General features: G+C 72.5%; 15 protein-coding genes and 1 pseudogene. 10 read left to right on the plus strand and 6 right to left on the minus strand.

Features of this window, described 5'->3' with window-relative positions; all coding sequences use genetic code 11:
- The first annotated feature begins 3 nt into the window (after positions 1-3).
- Complete coding sequence (locus ABEB00_RS26225; RefSeq protein WP_345622734.1) at positions 4-957, plus strand: ROK family glucokinase; 954 nt, start codon at positions 4-6, stop codon at positions 955-957.
- A 102-nt stretch (positions 958-1059) separates the two neighbouring features.
- Positions 1060-1818, plus strand: coding sequence for an endonuclease/exonuclease/phosphatase family protein (locus ABEB00_RS26230; RefSeq protein ID WP_345622735.1), 759 nt, complete (start codon positions 1060-1062; stop codon positions 1816-1818).
- 30 nt (positions 1819-1848) lie between these two features.
- On the opposite strand, the gene ABEB00_RS26235 is transcribed toward ABEB00_RS26230, so the two are convergent.
- Entirely contained in the window at positions 1849-2604 is a 756-nt protein-coding gene (locus tag ABEB00_RS26235) for a hypothetical protein (RefSeq protein WP_345622736.1), read from the minus strand.
- Positions 2597-3400: an alpha/beta hydrolase gene (locus tag ABEB00_RS26240; protein ID WP_345622737.1), complete on the minus strand. Its 804-nt coding sequence runs from the start codon at positions 3398-3400 to the stop codon at positions 2597-2599. The genes ABEB00_RS26235 and ABEB00_RS26240 overlap by 8 nt, the downstream gene beginning before the upstream one ends.
- A gap of 162 nt (positions 3401-3562) precedes the next feature.
- Here ABEB00_RS26240 and ABEB00_RS26245 point away from each other — a divergent pair.
- The 5 genes and pseudogenes from ABEB00_RS26245 to ABEB00_RS26265 all read left to right on the plus strand — a co-directional run.
- Positions 3563-3991: pseudogene (locus tag ABEB00_RS26245) on the plus strand (lysophospholipid acyltransferase family protein); the annotation flags it as partial.
- A 492-nt stretch (positions 3992-4483) separates the two neighbouring features.
- Positions 4484-5713 carry a MacS family sensor histidine kinase gene (gene macS, locus ABEB00_RS26250; RefSeq protein WP_345622872.1) on the plus strand — a complete coding sequence of 410 codons (1230 nt, stop codon included), beginning with the start codon at positions 4484-4486 and terminating at the stop codon, positions 5711-5713.
- Positions 5710-6387, plus strand: coding sequence for a response regulator (locus tag ABEB00_RS26255; RefSeq protein ID WP_345622739.1), 678 nt, complete (start codon positions 5710-5712; stop codon positions 6385-6387). The genes macS and ABEB00_RS26255 overlap by 4 nt, the downstream gene beginning before the upstream one ends.
- 51 nt (positions 6388-6438) lie before the next feature.
- Positions 6439-7467, plus strand: a complete 1029-nt coding sequence (locus tag ABEB00_RS26260; RefSeq protein WP_345622741.1) for a 6-phosphofructokinase — start codon at positions 6439-6441, stop codon at positions 7465-7467.
- 109 nt (positions 7468-7576) lie between these two features.
- Complete coding sequence (locus ABEB00_RS26265; protein ID WP_345622742.1) at positions 7577-8572, plus strand: 2-hydroxyacid dehydrogenase; 996 nt, start codon at positions 7577-7579, stop codon at positions 8570-8572.
- On the opposite strand, the gene ABEB00_RS26270 is transcribed toward ABEB00_RS26265, so the two are convergent.
- Together ABEB00_RS26270 and ABEB00_RS36130 are read right to left on the minus strand one after the other, a co-directional pair.
- Positions 8524-10404 carry an anthranilate synthase family protein gene (locus ABEB00_RS26270; RefSeq protein WP_345622744.1) on the minus strand — a complete coding sequence of 627 codons (1881 nt, stop codon included), beginning with the start codon at positions 10402-10404 and terminating at the stop codon, positions 8524-8526. The genes ABEB00_RS26265 and ABEB00_RS26270 overlap by 49 nt on opposite strands.
- Positions 10405-10502: 98 nt before the next feature.
- Positions 10503-10559 carry a trp operon leader peptide gene (locus ABEB00_RS36130; RefSeq protein WP_356200272.1) on the minus strand — a complete coding sequence of 19 codons (57 nt, stop codon included), beginning with the start codon at positions 10557-10559 and terminating at the stop codon, positions 10503-10505.
- A gap of 112 nt (positions 10560-10671) precedes the next feature.
- On the opposite strand from ABEB00_RS36130, the gene ABEB00_RS26275 reads away from it, so the two are divergent.
- Together ABEB00_RS26275 and ABEB00_RS26280 are read left to right on the plus strand one after the other, a co-directional pair.
- Positions 10672-12024 (plus strand): class II 3-deoxy-7-phosphoheptulonate synthase, encoded by a 1353-nt coding sequence (locus ABEB00_RS26275; protein WP_345622746.1) that lies wholly within the window; start codon positions 10672-10674, stop codon positions 12022-12024.
- A 178-nt stretch (positions 12025-12202) separates the two neighbouring features.
- The gene (locus ABEB00_RS26280; RefSeq protein WP_345622748.1) at positions 12203-12436 is read left to right on the plus strand and encodes a (2Fe-2S)-binding protein; all 234 of its coding nucleotides are present in this window, start codon (positions 12203-12205) and stop codon (positions 12434-12436) included.
- Between the two features lie 44 nt (positions 12437-12480).
- On the opposite strand, the gene bfr is transcribed toward ABEB00_RS26280, so the two are convergent.
- Complete coding sequence (gene bfr, locus ABEB00_RS26285) at positions 12481-12966, minus strand: bacterioferritin (protein WP_345622750.1); 486 nt, start codon at positions 12964-12966, stop codon at positions 12481-12483.
- Positions 12967-13179: 213 nt separating this feature from the next.
- Here bfr and ABEB00_RS26290 point away from each other — a divergent pair, with 213 nt between their 5' ends.
- A complete protein-coding gene (locus tag ABEB00_RS26290; protein ID WP_345622752.1) occupies positions 13180-13827 on the plus strand; it encodes a sulfite oxidase-like oxidoreductase in 648 nt (215 codons plus the stop codon).
- A gap of 16 nt (positions 13828-13843) precedes the next feature.
- On the opposite strand, the gene ABEB00_RS26295 is transcribed toward ABEB00_RS26290, so the two are convergent.
- Positions 13844-14734 (minus strand): deoxyribonuclease IV, encoded by an 891-nt coding sequence (locus ABEB00_RS26295; protein ID WP_345622753.1) that lies wholly within the window; start codon positions 14732-14734, stop codon positions 13844-13846.
- Between the last annotated feature and the right edge of the window lie 43 nt (positions 14735-14777).

A 14777-nucleotide genomic window follows, 5' to 3' on the forward strand; every position in this document is an offset into this window, starting at 1 on the left:
TTCATGGGACTCACCATCGGCGTCGACATCGGCGGCACGAAGATCGCGGCCGGGGTGGTCGACGAGGAAGGCAACATCCTCTCGACCTTCAAGGTGCCGACCCCCACCACGCCGGAGGCCATCGTGGACGCCATCGCCTCGGCGGTGGAGGGCGCACGCGCGGGGCACGAGATCGTCGGCGTGGGCATCGGCGCCGCCGGCTACGTCAACCGGCAGCGCTCGACGGTGTATTTCGCGCCGAACATCGACTGGCGCAACGAGCCGCTCGAAGAGAAGGTCGAGGCCCGCGTGGGCCTCCCGGTCGTCGTGGAGAACGACGCCAACGCCGCAGCCTGGGGCGAGTACAAGTTCGGCGCCGGCAAGGGCCACCGCAACGTCATCTGCATCACGCTCGGCACCGGCCTCGGCGGCGGCATCATCATCGGCAACAAGCTGCGCCGCGGCCACTTCGGCGTCGCCGCCGAGTTCGGCCACATCCGCATGGTCCCGGACGGCCTGCTGTGCGGCTGCGGCTCGCAGGGCTGCTGGGAGCAGTACGCCTCCGGCCGCGCCCTCGTCCGCTACGCCAAGCAGCGCGCCAACGCCACCCCCGAGCGCGCCGAGGTGCTGCTGTCGCTGGGTGACGGCAGCCCCGACGGCATCGAGGGCAAGCACATCTCGATGGCCGCCCGGCAGGGCGACCCGGTCGCCGTCGACTCCTACCGCGAGCTGGCCCGCTGGGCCGGCGCCGGTCTCGCCGACCTCGCCTCCCTCTTCGACCCGTCCGCCTTCATCGTCGGCGGCGGCCTCTCGGACGAGGGCGAGCTGGTCCTCGACCCGATCCGCAAGTCGTACAAGCGCTGGCTGGTCGGCGGCAACTGGCGGCCGGTCGCGGACGTGATCGCCGCCCAGCTCGGCAACAAGGCGGGCCTCGTGGGCGCCGCCGACCTGGCCCGGGAGCCCGCCCCGGTCATGTAGTCGGGCGAGCATCGCAGGCCCGTCCGGGCGCGGGGTTCTCGTACGGACCCCGCGCCCCGGCCCATTGGGCGCCCGGACCCGGCCGGGCGTAAATTGGCCCGCATGCCAACGTCCCTCCCCGCGCTCCCCAACTCCCGCACGGAAGCCGACGGTTCCGCCGTCGTCCGGGTGCTCAGCTACAACATCCGCTCGATGCGCGACGACACCGCCGCCCTCGCCCGGGTGATCACCGCCTGCGCGCCCGACCTGGTCCTCCTCCAGGAAGCCCCCCGCTTCTTCCGCTGGCGCAAGAAGCTCACCCGGCTCGCGGCCGCCTCCGGCCAGGTCATCCTCTCCGGTGGCGGCACGGCGGCCGGCCCCGCGCTGCTGTGCTCGCTGCGGGCCACCATGGAACGCACCGAGGACGTGCTGCTCCCGCTCACCCCCGGACTGCACCGCCGCGGCTTCGCCACCGCCGTCGTCCGCTTCGGCAAGGCCCGCGTCGGTCTCCTGAGCTGCCATCTCTCGCTGCAGAAGGACGAGCGGTACGAGCAGGGCGGGGCGCTCCTCGACCGGCTCGCCGGCCTCGGCGCGCCGCACGCCATCGCGGGCGGCGACCTCAACGAGCGCCCCGACGGGCCCACCTTCCGCCGCGTCGCCAAGGACCTCCAGGACTGCTGGGCCACCTCCCCCTGGGGCGGCGAGCACACCTCGACGCCGGCCGAGCCCCGGCAGCGGATCGACGCGCTCTTCGCCACCCCGGGCATCGAGGTGCTGGGCTGCGGGGTGCCGGACGGGCTGCCCGGGGTGACCCGGGACGACCTGAGGGCGGCCACGGACCACCTGCCGGTCCTGGCCGCCCTCAGGATTCCGGCCGCGTAGGGCCCGGACGGACGGGCGTCTCGCGCGGGGTCAGACCACGGCGCCCCGCCCGGGGTCGTCGCCCTCCTCGTCGTCGTCTCGCATCCGCAGCACCAGGGTGGCGAAGCCGCCGAGGAAGCCGCCGACGCAGAGGGTCGTCAGCCACCAGGTCATCTCCCAGCCCAGCAGGACGGCGAGCAGCAGCAGGACGGGGCCGCCGAGCACGCCGAGCCAGGCGAATCTCGCGGTGGTGTCGCCGTCCGGCAGCGGCGGCGGCTCGGGCGGCACGAAGTGGCCCTCGTCGTCCTCGTCCAGGTCGTCGTCGGCGGGCTCGGCCAGGCTGTGGTCGCGCGGGCCGCCGACACCGGGGGCGAAGACGACGGAGCTGCCCAGCGGACCGGCCGGGACCGGGGCGTCGCCGAAACGGTCGGGCTCGTCGCCCGAGCGGTCGCGTCCGTCGCCCGAGCCGTCGCGACCGTCGCCGGACGGGTCGGGTCCGGCGGCCGGCGGGGCGGGTCCGGCGGCCGGCGGGGCGGGGTCGGCGGCGCGGGCCGCCTCCCCGGTCCGGACGGCCTCGGTGTCGTTGGTCTCGGCCTCCAGGAGCGCCAGGTCGTCCACCGACTTGAAGGGCTTGGCGCCCGGCGGGTCCGGCGGCTCGTCACCGTACCCGGCGACGATCGCCGCCCAGGCGGCCTCCTCGTCGAAGGGCACGCTCTGCTCCTGCGAGGCGCCCTGCTCCAGGCCCTCGCGGTTCTGCCGCTCGTCCCGCTCCTCGCGGTCCTCACGGTCGGAGTCGTGCTCAGCCACCTGCGGCCGTCCCTTCCTTGCCGAGACCGGGCTCCGGCTCCTGGACGAGGCCGGGCGCGAGCCGGGCGACGAAGGAGACGCTCTCCGTGAAGATCCGGTCCGCGTCATGGTCCAACGTCGCGACGTGGTAGCTCTGTTCCAGCAGGATCTCCGTCACGTCCGTGGACGACACCCGGCCGAGGATCCGGGCGGAGTCGGCCGGCGGGACCACATGGTCGCGCGGGCTGCGCAGCAGCAGCAACGGCTGCGTGACCTGCGGCAGCTCGCCGTCGACGAGACGGAAGAAGGCACGCAGGGAGTGGGCCGCGTGCAGCGGCACCCGGTCGTACCCCAGCTCGGCGACCGAGGGCTTGGCGATGTCGCTGGCGATGCCGCGGGTGGCCGGCACCAGGTGCCGCAGGACGGGCAGCGCGTGCTGCGCCACCCCGTGCATGCGGTTGGCCGGGTTGACGACCAGGACGCCGCTGATCGCGTCGCCGTGCCGGGCGGCGAGCCGCAGCGCCAGGGCGCCGCCCATCGACAGACCGGCGACGAACACCCGCGCGCACCGCTCGCGCAGGGCGTGCAGCGCGCGGTCCACCTCCGCGTACCAGTCGGGCCAGCCGGTGACCTGCATGTCCTGCCAGCGCGTGCCGTGGCCGGGAAGCAGCGGCAGCGAGACCGTCAGACCGTGTCCGGCGAGGTGCTGGGCCCAGGGGCGCAGCGACTGCGGTGAGCCGGTGAAACCGTGACAGAGGAGGACGCCGACGTCCCCGCCCTCGTGGCGGAACGGCTCGGCTCCGGGGAGGACCGGCACGTTGCGGGCTCCTGTTCGTCAGAAGGCTGGCACGTCTTGATGCGGGTACTTCACCGTACGCGACCGCACTGACACCGACCAGGGCCGCAAAGCCCTTTGACGGTGGACCGGGATAAGGTCTGAGCTACACATACAGGAGGCACTCGCTTGTTGTACGGCGCGATGAAGGTCACCATCGGCGGTTCGCTGAAACTCGCCTTCCGCCCCTGGGTGGAGGGGCTGGAGCACGTGCCGTCCGAGGGTCCCGCCATCCTGGCCAGCAACCACCTGTCGTTCTCCGACTCGTTCTTCCTGCCGGCCGTCCTCGACCGCAAGATCACCTTCATCGCCAAGGCCGAGTACTTCAACACCCCCGGGGTCAAGGGACGGCTGACCGCCGCCTTCTTCAAGGGGGTCGGCCAGCTCCCCGTGGACCGCTCCGGCGCGCGCGGCGCGGGCGCGGCCGCGATCAGGAGCGGCATGGAGGTGCTGGAGCGCGGCGAGCTGTTCGGCATCTACCCCGAGGGCACCCGCTCGCCCGACGGCCGCCTCTACCGCGGCAAGCCGGGCGGCCTCGCACGCGTGGCGCTCGCCACCGGCGCGCCCGTCCTGCCGGTCGCCATGATCGACACCGAGAAGATCCAGCCGCCCGGCCAGGTGATGCCCAAGCTCATGCGGCCGGGCATCCGCATCGGCGAGCCGCTGGACTTCAGCCGCTACCAGGGCATGGAGCACGACCGCTTCGTCCTGCGCGCCGTGACCGACGAGGTCATGTACGAGATCATGAAGCTCTCCGGCCAGGAGTACGTCGACATGTACGCGACCGCGATGAAGCGGCAGCTCACCGAGGCGGCGAAGGCGGAGAAGGAGGCGGCCAAGGAGGCCAGGGCCGCCCTCGCCCGTGCCGAGAAGGAACAGGCCGAGAAGGAACAGGCCGAGAAGGAACAGGCCGAGAAGGAACAGGCCGAGAAAGAGNAGAGCACGCCGAGAAGGAACAGGCCGGGAGGGATCGCGAGGACACCGAGCGGTCCGGGACGTAAGCACCGCACGGGGCGAGGGACGGGGGGCACGGGGGTGGGGGAGACGGCCGGGCGCGAGCGGGTCATGAGGATGTCGGTCGAGCTGCCGCTGTGGCGCGCGCTCACCGCCTACCGCGTCCTGACCATGGTGTACGCGATCGGCCTCTTCGCCACCGCCTACGACGAGTTCACCCGCCCCTGGCTGGCCGTCGGCTACTACGCGGTGCTGGCCGTCTGGACCCTGGTCACCCTCCCGAGGGTGGCGAACGCCGCCGCCTGCACCAAGCCCTTCCTCGCCGCCGACCTCACCGTCGCGCTCACCGGCATCCTGCTCACCCCGGTCGCCGACGCCCACGCGCGGGTGGTGGCGGGCGGCCCGACCCTGCCGTCGATATGGACCGCGGGCGCCGTCCTGGCCTTCGCGGTCAAGGGCGGCTGGCGCTGGGCCGCCGTCGCCTCCACCCTGGTCGCCGTCGCCAACCTGATCGAACGCGGCGCCCCCGCCCGCGACACCGTGCACAACGTACTCCTCGTCTGGGTCGCCTCCATCGCCATCGGCTACGTCGTGGAGGTCGCCCGCGCCTCCGAGCGCACCCTCGCCCGCGCCCTGGAGATCGAGGCGGCCACCCGGGAGCGGGAGCGCCTCGCCCGGGACATCCACGACAGCGTGCTCCAGGTGCTGGCGATGGTGCAGCGGCGGGGCGCCGTCCTCGGCGGCGAGGCGGCCGAGCTGGGCCGGATGGCCGGCGAGCAGGAGGTGGCCCTGCGCACCCTGGTCTCCGGCGGCCTGGTCCCCGTCTCCCGGGTCTCGGAGGACGCCGCCGAGGGAGCCGTCGTACGGGCCGTGGAGGAACCGGACACGCCGGACGCCGGCGGCCCGGTGGACCTGCGCGCCCTGCTCGCCCCCTACGCCGGCGCGCGGGTCAACCTCGCCGAGCCGGGGGCGCCGGTGGAGCTGGACCCGGCCGCGGCGCGGGAGGTCGCGGCGGCCGTCGGCGCCGCCCTGGACAACGTCCGCCGGCACGTCGGGGCGGACGCCCGGGCGTGGATCCTGGTCGAGGACGAGCCGGACGAGGTGCTGGTCACCGTCCGCGACGACGGACCGGGCATCCCCGAGGGGCGGCTCGCCGAGGCCGAGGGCGAGGGGCGGCTGGGCGTGGCCCTGTCGATCCGGGGCCGGCTGCGCGACCTGGGCGGCTCGGCCGAACTGGTCTCGGTGCCCGGCCAGGGCACGGAGGTCGAACTGAAGGTACCGAAGGACGTGACGCGCGCGCCGTACGCGACGCCGCGCGCGGGGGAAGGCGGCGGAGGATGAGCGAGCGGCCGGGGCCGATCAAGGTCATGGTGGTCGACGACCACCCCATGTGGCGCGACGCGGTCGCCCGGGACCTGGCGGAGTCCGGGTTCGAGGTGGTGGCCACCGCGGGCGACGGTGAACAGGCCGTGCGGCGGGCCCGGGCGGCCGCGCCCGAGGTCCTGGTGCTCGACCTCAACCTGCCCGGCAAGCCCGGCGTCCAGGTCTGCAAGGAGGTCATCGGCGCCGACCCCGCCCTGCGCGTCCTGGTGCTCTCGGCCAGCGGCGAGCACGCGGACGTCCTGGAGGCGGTGAAGTCCGGTGCCACCGGCTATCTGCTGAAGTCCGCCTCGACCGGCGAACTCCAGGACGCGGTCCGCCGCACGGCCGCCGGCGACCCTGTCTTCACCCCGGGCCTGGCCGGTCTCGTCCTCGGCGAGTACCGCCGCCTGGCCTCCGAACCGGCCCCCGCCGCGGACACCGGCGAGCCCGGGGCACCCCGGCTCACCGACCGCGAGACCGAGGTACTGCGCCTGGTCGCCAAGGGCCTGAGCTACAAGCAGATCGCCGAACGCCTGGTCATCTCCCACCGGACCGTGCAGAACCACGTCCAGAACACCCTGGGCAAGCTCCAGTTGCACAACCGGGTGGAACTGGTCCGGTACGCGATCGAGCGGGGTCTGGACGACGAGTGACCCCACGCGGGACAGTGTTCCCACCACCCACCGTGACGAAGGAGTTACGCGATGAGGGTCGGAGTACTGACCGGTGGCGGTGACTGCCCGGGGCTGAACGCCGTCATCCGGGCCATCGTCCGCAAAGGCGTACAGGAGTACGACTACGAGTTCGTGGGGTTCCGGGACGGCTGGCGCGGTCCGCTGGAGAACGCCACCGTCCGCCTCGACATCCCGGCCGTGCGCGGCATCCTTCCCCGCGGCGGCACGATCCTCGGTTCCTCGCGCACCAACCCGCTCAACGCCCGGGACGGCATCCGCCGCGTCGAGGCGACCCTCGCCGAGCGGGAGATCGGCGCGCTGATCGTGATCGGCGGCGAGGACACCCTGGGTGTCGCCGCCCGCCTCGCCGACGAGCACGGCGTCCACGTCGTGGGCGTGCCGAAGACCATCGACAACGACCTCTCCGCCACCGACTACACCTTCGGCTTCGACACGGCCGTCAACATCGCCACCGAGGCCATCGACCGGCTGCACACCACCGCCGAGTCCCACATGCGGGTGCTGGTGGTGGAGGTGATGGGCCGGCACGCCGGCTGGATCGCCCTGCACTCCGGCCTGGCCGGCGGTGCCAACGTCATCCTCATCCCCGAGCAGCGCTTCGACATCGAGCAGGTGTGCACCTGGGTGACCTCCCGTTTCCGGGCGTCCTACGCGCCGATAGTGGTGGTCGCCGAGGGCGCCGTGCCGGGGGACGGCGACATGGTGCTCAAGGACGGGACGCTGGACTCCTTCGGGCACGTGCGGCTCTCCGGAGTGGGGGAGTGGCTGGCCAAGGAGATCGAGAAGCGGACCGGCAAGGAGGCCCGGACCACCGTGCTCGGCCATGTGCAGCGCGGCGGCACACCGAGCGCCTTCGACCGCTGGCTCGCCACCCGCTTCGGACTGCACGCCATCGACTGCGTCCGCGACGGCGACTTCGGCACGATGGTCGCGCTGCGCGGCACCGACATCGTCCGGGTGCCGCTCGCGGAGGCCACCGCCCGGCTGAAAACGGTCGACCCGGGGCTGTACGAGGAGGTCGGGGTCTTCTTCGGCTGACCGGCGCCGCCGCACCCGCGGCCGTATGTTCGGCACATACGGTACGTGAGGCATCTACGGCGCAGGTGGCCGCGGGGCCGAGGGAAACGGCGGAACGGGAGCGGTGGTCGTGGAGATTCTGGCCTTCGGGGTCCAAGCCGACGAGCGGCCCCTGATCGAACGGGCCTTCCGGGGCCACGGGGACATCCGCTGCCTCGACGTCTTCCTCAACCTCGACACCGCTCCCATCACGGCCGGCCACGAGATCATCTCCACGTCCGTCAACGCCGACCTCGGCGTCGGCGTGCTGGAGATCCTCGCGGCCGGCGGCACCCGGATGGTCGCCCAGCGCTCCACCGGCTTCAACAACGTCGACCTGGCCGCCGCCGGACGCCTCGGCCTCACCGTGGCCCGGGTCTCGTCCTACTCGCCGTACTCGGTCGCCGAGTTCGCCTGGGCGCTCACCATGGCCGTCAACCGCCGGATCGTGCGCGCCTCCACCCGCACCCGCGACTTCGACTTCCGCCTCGACGGCCTGATGGGCCGCGACCTGCACGGCCGCACGGCCGGCGTGCTCGGCACCGGCAAGATCGGCGAGGCGTTCGCCCGGATCGCCCACGGCTTCGGCATGCGGCTGCTGGGCTGGGACGTCACCGAGAACCCCGCCCTGCGCGACCTCGGCATGACCTACGTCCCCAAGGAGCGGCTGCTCGCCGAGTCCGACCTGGTCAGCCTGCACGTCCCGCTGATGCCCGAGACCCGGCACCTGATCGACGCGCGGGCGCTGAAGGCGATGCGGGACGACGCGATCCTGGTCAACTCCAGTCGCGGCGGCCTGGTCGACACCGCCGCCCTGGTCGGCGAGTTGCGCGCGGGCCGCTTCACCGGCGTCGGCCTGGACGTGTACGAGGCCGAGGCGGGCCTGTTCTTCCTCGACAAGTCGCTGGAGCCCATCGCCGACGACATGCTGGCCCGCCTCGTCACCTTCCCCAACGTCCTGGTCACCTCGCACCAGGCGTACTACACCGAGGACGCCGTCACCCAGATCGTCGGGGCCACCCTGGAGAACGTCCTGGACTACCGGGCCGGCCGCCGCTCGGAGAACGTGCTCGTGCCGCGGAGCTGACCGACCAGCTCCCGTACGAGCGCGGCGCCGCGCAGGGTCAGGACCGACTCCGGGTGGAACTGCACGGAGGCGAAGCCCGGCCCGCGCAGCGCGTGCACCTCGCCGCCGGCCGAGCGGCTCACCTCGATGTCGTGCGCGGCCAGTGCCCGGCGGGCCCGGTCGTCGCAGTGCGCCACGAAGCTGTTGTAGAAGCCGACCGTCTCGGCCCGCCCGAACAGGTCGATCTCCGTCTGCGCCCCCTGGTACGGCACCTCCTTGCGGACGATGCCGAGGCCCAGCTCCGCCGCGATCAGCTCGTGCCCGAGGCAGACACCGAGGACGCCGTGCCGGTGCGCGCGCAGCACGTCGGCGGTCAGGGCGCGCAGCAGCCGCATCTTCGGGTCGGTCCGGTCACCGGGGTCGCCGGGCCCGGGGCCGAGCACCACCGGACCCGGGTGCGCGGCCACCGCCGCGCGCAGCCCCGGCTCGTCGTAGCGCCGCACGCCGACCGTGAGGCCCGCCGACCGCAGCAGGTGGGCGAGCATCGCGGTGAAGGTGTCCTCCCCGTCGACGACCAGCGCGTGCCCGCGCAGCACCCGGGACGGCTCCCGCATCCGCAGCCAGAACGGGGCCAGCGCGGCCCGCCGCCCGTCCAGCGCCGCCCGTACCCGCGGGTCGTCGGCCAGCGCCGCGGGCGCGGCCTCCGTGCGCGGCCGGGCCGGACGCACCCCCAGCGCGGCCAGCACCCCGGCCGCCTTGGCGTGGGTCTCGGCGACCTCGCCCGCCGGGTCGGAACCCCGCACCAGCGTGGCGCCGACCGGCACCCGGAGCCGCCCGTCGGCGTCGATGTCGGCGGTACGGATCAGGATGGGCGAGTCGAGGGTCTGGGCCCCGCCGGAATCCCGGCCGATCAGCGCCAGCGCCCCCGCGTAGTAGCCCCGCCCCCCGCTCTCGTGCCGCTCGATCACCCGGCAGGCGTTCTGCACCGGCGACCCGGTGACCGTCGCCGCGAACATCGTCTCCCGCAGCACCTCGCGCACGTCCAGCGAGGACCGGCCGCGCAGCTCGTACTCGGTGTGCGCGAGGTGCGCCATCTCCTTCAGCCGCGGTCCGACGACGACCCCGCCCCGGTCCCCGACGGTGCACATCATCTTCAGCTCCTCGTCGACGACCATCGACAGCTCCTCGATCTCCTTGCCGTCGGCGAGGAAGCGGAGCAGGTGCTCGGGGGTCGGACCCTCGGCCGGGTACCGGTACGTCCCGCTGATCGGGTTCATGACGACCGTCCCGCCGCTCATCCGCACATGCGCCTCCGGGCTCGCGCCGACCAGCGTCCGCCCGCCCGTGTGCACCACGAACGTCCAGTACGCGCCCCGCTCGCCCGCCAGCAGCCGCCGGAACAGCGCGAGCGCGTCGGCCCGCGAGAACCCGGGGATCTCGCCCCGGTACGTCCGCCGGATCACGAAGTTGGCGCCCTCGCCCCGCCCGATCTCCTCCGCCAGCACCCGCCCGACGATCTCCGCGTAGCCCTCGTCCCCGACGTCGAAGCCACCGCCCTCGACCCGGACCCCGTGGCCGGGGAGCGACTCCAGGGCGGCGGCGAGCGGGATCTCGTACCGCTCCCCCGGGACCAGTGCGAGCAGGGGGGTGCCGTCGTCACGGACGTCGAAGCCGCGTTCGCGGATCTGCCGGAAGGGGACCAGGGCCAGGCACTCGTCGGGCAGGTCCGCCAGCCGCTCGTAGGCGGTCACCGGGCCGCGCAGCACTTCCACGGTGTCCTGGGCGCGGCCGGGCGTGCGCCGGTGCAGCAGGGCGAAGGGGCGGGGGTCGTCGAGCAGGTCGGACAGGTTCATCGGTCGTGGTTCCCTCTGTGGAAGGAGAGACGACCGGATCCGGAAAACACCGAAGGCCGCCTCTCGGGCGGCCTTCGCGAGTTCTGGGATACGCGCAGTCAGCGGGCCGCCGGGGGAGCGGTCCACCACCAGTTCTGGATCGAGTGCGCGAACATGGCGGGCAGCGTACCCCAGGTCCACGGCGCCGGTAGTTCAGGGAGCGTACTTCGCGTCTCATTTACTGAGCAGGGGGCCGGGGCGCCGAGACGACCCCGTAATGTTGGGGCCGTGACCGTGAACGCGAAGACCAGCGCCAGCTCTGCCAACACCTGGCGAGACCTGCCCGCGGCGCAGCAGCCCGAGTACCCCGACACCGAGGCTCTGCGCGCAGTGATCGCGGACCTCGAATCCTATCCGCCGCTGGTTTTCGCGGGCGAGTGCGACCTGCTGCGCGACCGGCTGGCGGCCGTGGCCAAGGGGGAGGCGTTCCTCCTCCAGGGCGGCGACTGCGCGGAGGCGTTCGACGGCGTGTCCGCGGACCACATCCGCAACAAGCTGAAGACGCTGCTCCAGATGGGCGCCGTCCTCACCTACGCCGCCTCGGTGCCCGTGGTGAAGGTCGGCCGGATCGCCGGCCAGTACTCCAAGCCGCGCTCCAAGCCGACCGAGACCCGCGACGGTCTGACGCTCCCCACCTACCGGGGCGACTCCGTCAACGGCTTCGACTTCACCGAGGCGGCCCGGATCCCGGACCCCGAGCGGCTCAAGCGCATGTACCACGCCTCGGCCTCCACGCTGAACCTGGTGCGCGCCTTCACCACCGGCGGTTACGCCGACCTGCGCCAGGTGCACGCCTGGAACCAGGACTTCGTGAAGTCCTCCCCCTCCGGCCAGCGCTACGAGCAGCTCGCCCGGGAGATCGACAACGCGATGAACTTCATGCGGGCCTGCGGCACCGACCCGGAGGAGTTCAAGACGGTCGAGTTCTACTCCTCGCACGAGGCGCTGCTGCTCGACTACGAGTCGGCGCTCACCCGGGTGGACTCCCGTACCGGGCAGCTCTACGACGTCTCCGGCCACATGGTGTGGGTCGGTGAGCGCACCCGGCAGCTCGACCACGCGCACATCGAGTTCGCCTCGAAGATCCGCAACCCGATCGGCATCAAGCTCGGCCCCTCGACCTCGGCCGAGGAGGCGCTGCAGTACATCGAGCGCCTGGACCCGGAGCGGGAGCCCGGCCGGCTGACCTTCATCGTCCGGATGGGCGCGGACAAGATCCGCGACAAGCTCCCGGAGCTGGTCGAGAAGGTCACCGCCTCCGGCGCGGCCGTCGCCTGGATCACCGACCCGATGCACGGCAACACCTACGAGGCGGCCTCCGGCCACAAGACCCGCCGCTTCGACGACGTGCTCGACGAGGTCAGGGGCTTCTTCGAGGTGCACAAGGCGCTCGGCACCCACCCGGGCGGCATCCATGTGGAGCTGACCGGCGACGACGTCACCGAGTGCGTGGGCGGCGGCGACGAGATCTTCGTCGACGACCTCCACCAGCGCTACGAGACCGCCTGCGACCCGCGGCTCAACCGCAGCCAGTCGCTGGACCTGGCCTTCCTGGTGGCGGAGATGTACCGGGACCAGTGAGGTCCCACCGTTCGCGGCTGTGAACGGTGTGCGGTGAATGGGGCGCGGGTCACACAGGATCCGCGCCCCGTCCGCTTTTGCTGTCCACGCGCGATGGGTAAGGTTAGGTTTGCCTCACCGGCCGGGACGGTTCTCCGGTCAGCGGTCGGGACGGCGCGACCTTGACCCAGCCCGGGAGGTGAACCGCGTGTTCGTCTGTAGCTGCTTCGGTGTCACCGAGGAACAGGTGAAGGGCCACGCGGAAGCCGGCGCCCGCACGCCCCGGCAGATCGCCTCCGCCTGCAAGGCGGGCACCGACTGCGGTGGCTGCGTCCGGAAGATCCAGGCGCTGCTGGGCCGCGGCGCCTGCCCCCGCCGGGAGCTGATCGACCAGGGCGCGCGAGCCCTCACGGAGCTTGAGGAAGCCGCGTAGCCCTCGCCTCGGCGGCCGTCGCGTGAACCGCCCGCACCCGGCCCTCAGACGTCCGGCTGGGTCTGCTCGATGACGGTCGACAGGTAGAGCGGCTCGCCCAGCTTCTCGATCAGGTCGAGCTGGGTGTCCAGGTAGTCGATGTGCAGCTCCTCGTCGGCCAGGATCGTCTCGAAGACGTTCGCGGACGTGATGTCGCCCTTGTTCCGCATCACCTCCACGCCCCGGCGCAGCCGGTCGATGGCCTCGATCTCGACCTCCCGGTCCGCCTGGAACATCTCGGTGACCGTCTGGCCGACCCGGACGTGGAAGAGCCGCTGGTAGTTCGGCAGGCCGTCCAGGAGCAGGATGCGGTCGGTGAGCAGCTCCGCGTGCCGCATCTCGTCGAAGGACTCGTCCCGCGTGTACTTGGCCAGCTTCGTCCAGCCCTTGTGGTCCTGCAGCTTCGAGTGCAGGAAGTACTGGTTGATCGCGGTCAGCTCGGCGGTGAGCTGTTCGTTGAGGAATTCGAGGACCTCGGGGTCGCCCTGCATCGCAGAGGCTCCTTCCGGATGGGGAACTGGCGGGTTGCGCCGCATGATTACATTCGTTTCGAAGATCGTCCAGTAAGTCTTGACTTAGTAAGTAAGTCCATGCTTAGTCCGAATCGATCCGGTTCGAGGTGAACCGTCACGGGTCGGTGCCGGTCGTCCGGGCCGTGGTGGCCCGGTTCAGGGGTATCGGTCTCGGTCTGTCAGGATGGAGACATGGGTCAGCCGGTGGAACACGAGTCGGGAGCAGGCGGACCGGAAGGGCCGGCGCGGACCGAGCTTCCGCCGGGGCAGCGGCTGCAGCGCGGCTGGCCGGTCACGCACTACGGACCGGTCCCCAGGTTCCGCCCCGAGCGCTGGGACTTCCGGGTCTTCGGCGCCACCGCCGACGGCGGGAAGCGCTGCTGGGACCACGAGGAGTTCACGGCCCTGCCGTACGCCACCGTCCTGGCCGACCTGCACTGCGTCACCAAGTTCAGCATGCTCGGCGCCGAATGGGGCGGTATCCCGGCGCGCACCATCCTCTCCATCGCCCCGCCCGCGCCCGCCGTCACCCATGTGATGGTGTGGGCGGAGTACGGGTTCTCCTCCAACCTGCGGCTGGCCGACTTCCGGGCCGACGGCACCCTCTTCGCCACCCACAAGGACGGCGAACTGCTGACCGCCGAGCACGGCTTCCCGCTCCGCCTGGTCGTCCCGCACCTGTACGCCTGGAAGGGCCCGAAGTGGGTCCGGGGCATCGAGTACATGACCGCCGACCGCCGCGGCTTCTGGGAGGAGCGCGGCTACCACAACATCGGCGACCCCTGGCGGGAGCAGCGCTACTCCTACCAGGAGGAACCCGGGGACGGCCCCGAACTCTGAGCGGTGCGGGCCGGGGTCAGTCGTCGCGCAGCTTCTTCAGCCGCTCCACGTCCGCCGCGTGCCCCTCCCTGCCGCCGGGCGTCTCGATGATCAGCGGTACGCCCTCGGTCGCGGGATGCCTCATCAGCTCCCGGAACGGCTCCTCGCCGATGTGCCCCGCGCCTATGTTGGCGTGCCGGTCCTTGTGCGCGCCCGCCACGTCCTTGGAGTCGTTGGCGTGGATCAGCCGCAGCCGGCCCTCGCCCACGGTGTCCACCAGCAGGTCCAGGGTCCGGTGCGCCCCGGCCGGTCCGGCCAGGTCGTGCCCGGCCGCGAAGATGTGGCAGGTGTCCAGGCAGACGCCGAGCTTCGGATGGGCGTCCAGCGCCTCGAAGTACGGCCCGAAGTCCCAGGTGCGCGCGCAGAGCGAGGCGCCCTGCCCGGCGGTCGACTCCAGCAGCAGATACGGGTCGTCGTCGTGGGTCAGCTCGTCGAGGAGCGGCAGCAGGTACTGCCTGACCTGGGCCAGCGCCACCGCACGGTCCCGGCCGCCGGTGGCGCTGCCGGTGTGCACGACCACGCCGAGCGCGCCGATCTCCCGGCCCCGCCGCAGCGAGTGCCGCAGTGAATGGACCGAACGCTCCGCGGTCGCCTCGGTGTGCGAGCCGAAGTTGATCAGATACGGGGCGTGCACGTACGCCGGGACCGACTCGGCGGCGCAGGCCGCCCGGAACGCCTCGTCCTGCCGGGGGTTGCCCACCGGGGTGGCCCAGCCGCGCGGGTTGGCGACGAAGACCTGGACGGCCTCGGCCCCGAGGTCGCGGGCGTAGGGCAGCCCCACCGAGTGCAGTCCGCCGGCGACGGGGACGTGGGCGCCGACCGGGTTGCGGGGCGCGGCGGCGGGCGGGAGGGGGGATGCGGTGCTCATGTCGCTGTCCAGGATGCCAGGCCGGTGCGGCGGGAGGCGAGGG

This window comes from Streptomyces ziwulingensis (assembly GCF_039542605.1).
In the GTDB taxonomy this organism is placed as follows: domain Bacteria; phylum Actinomycetota; class Actinomycetes; order Streptomycetales; family Streptomycetaceae; genus Streptomyces; species Streptomyces ziwulingensis.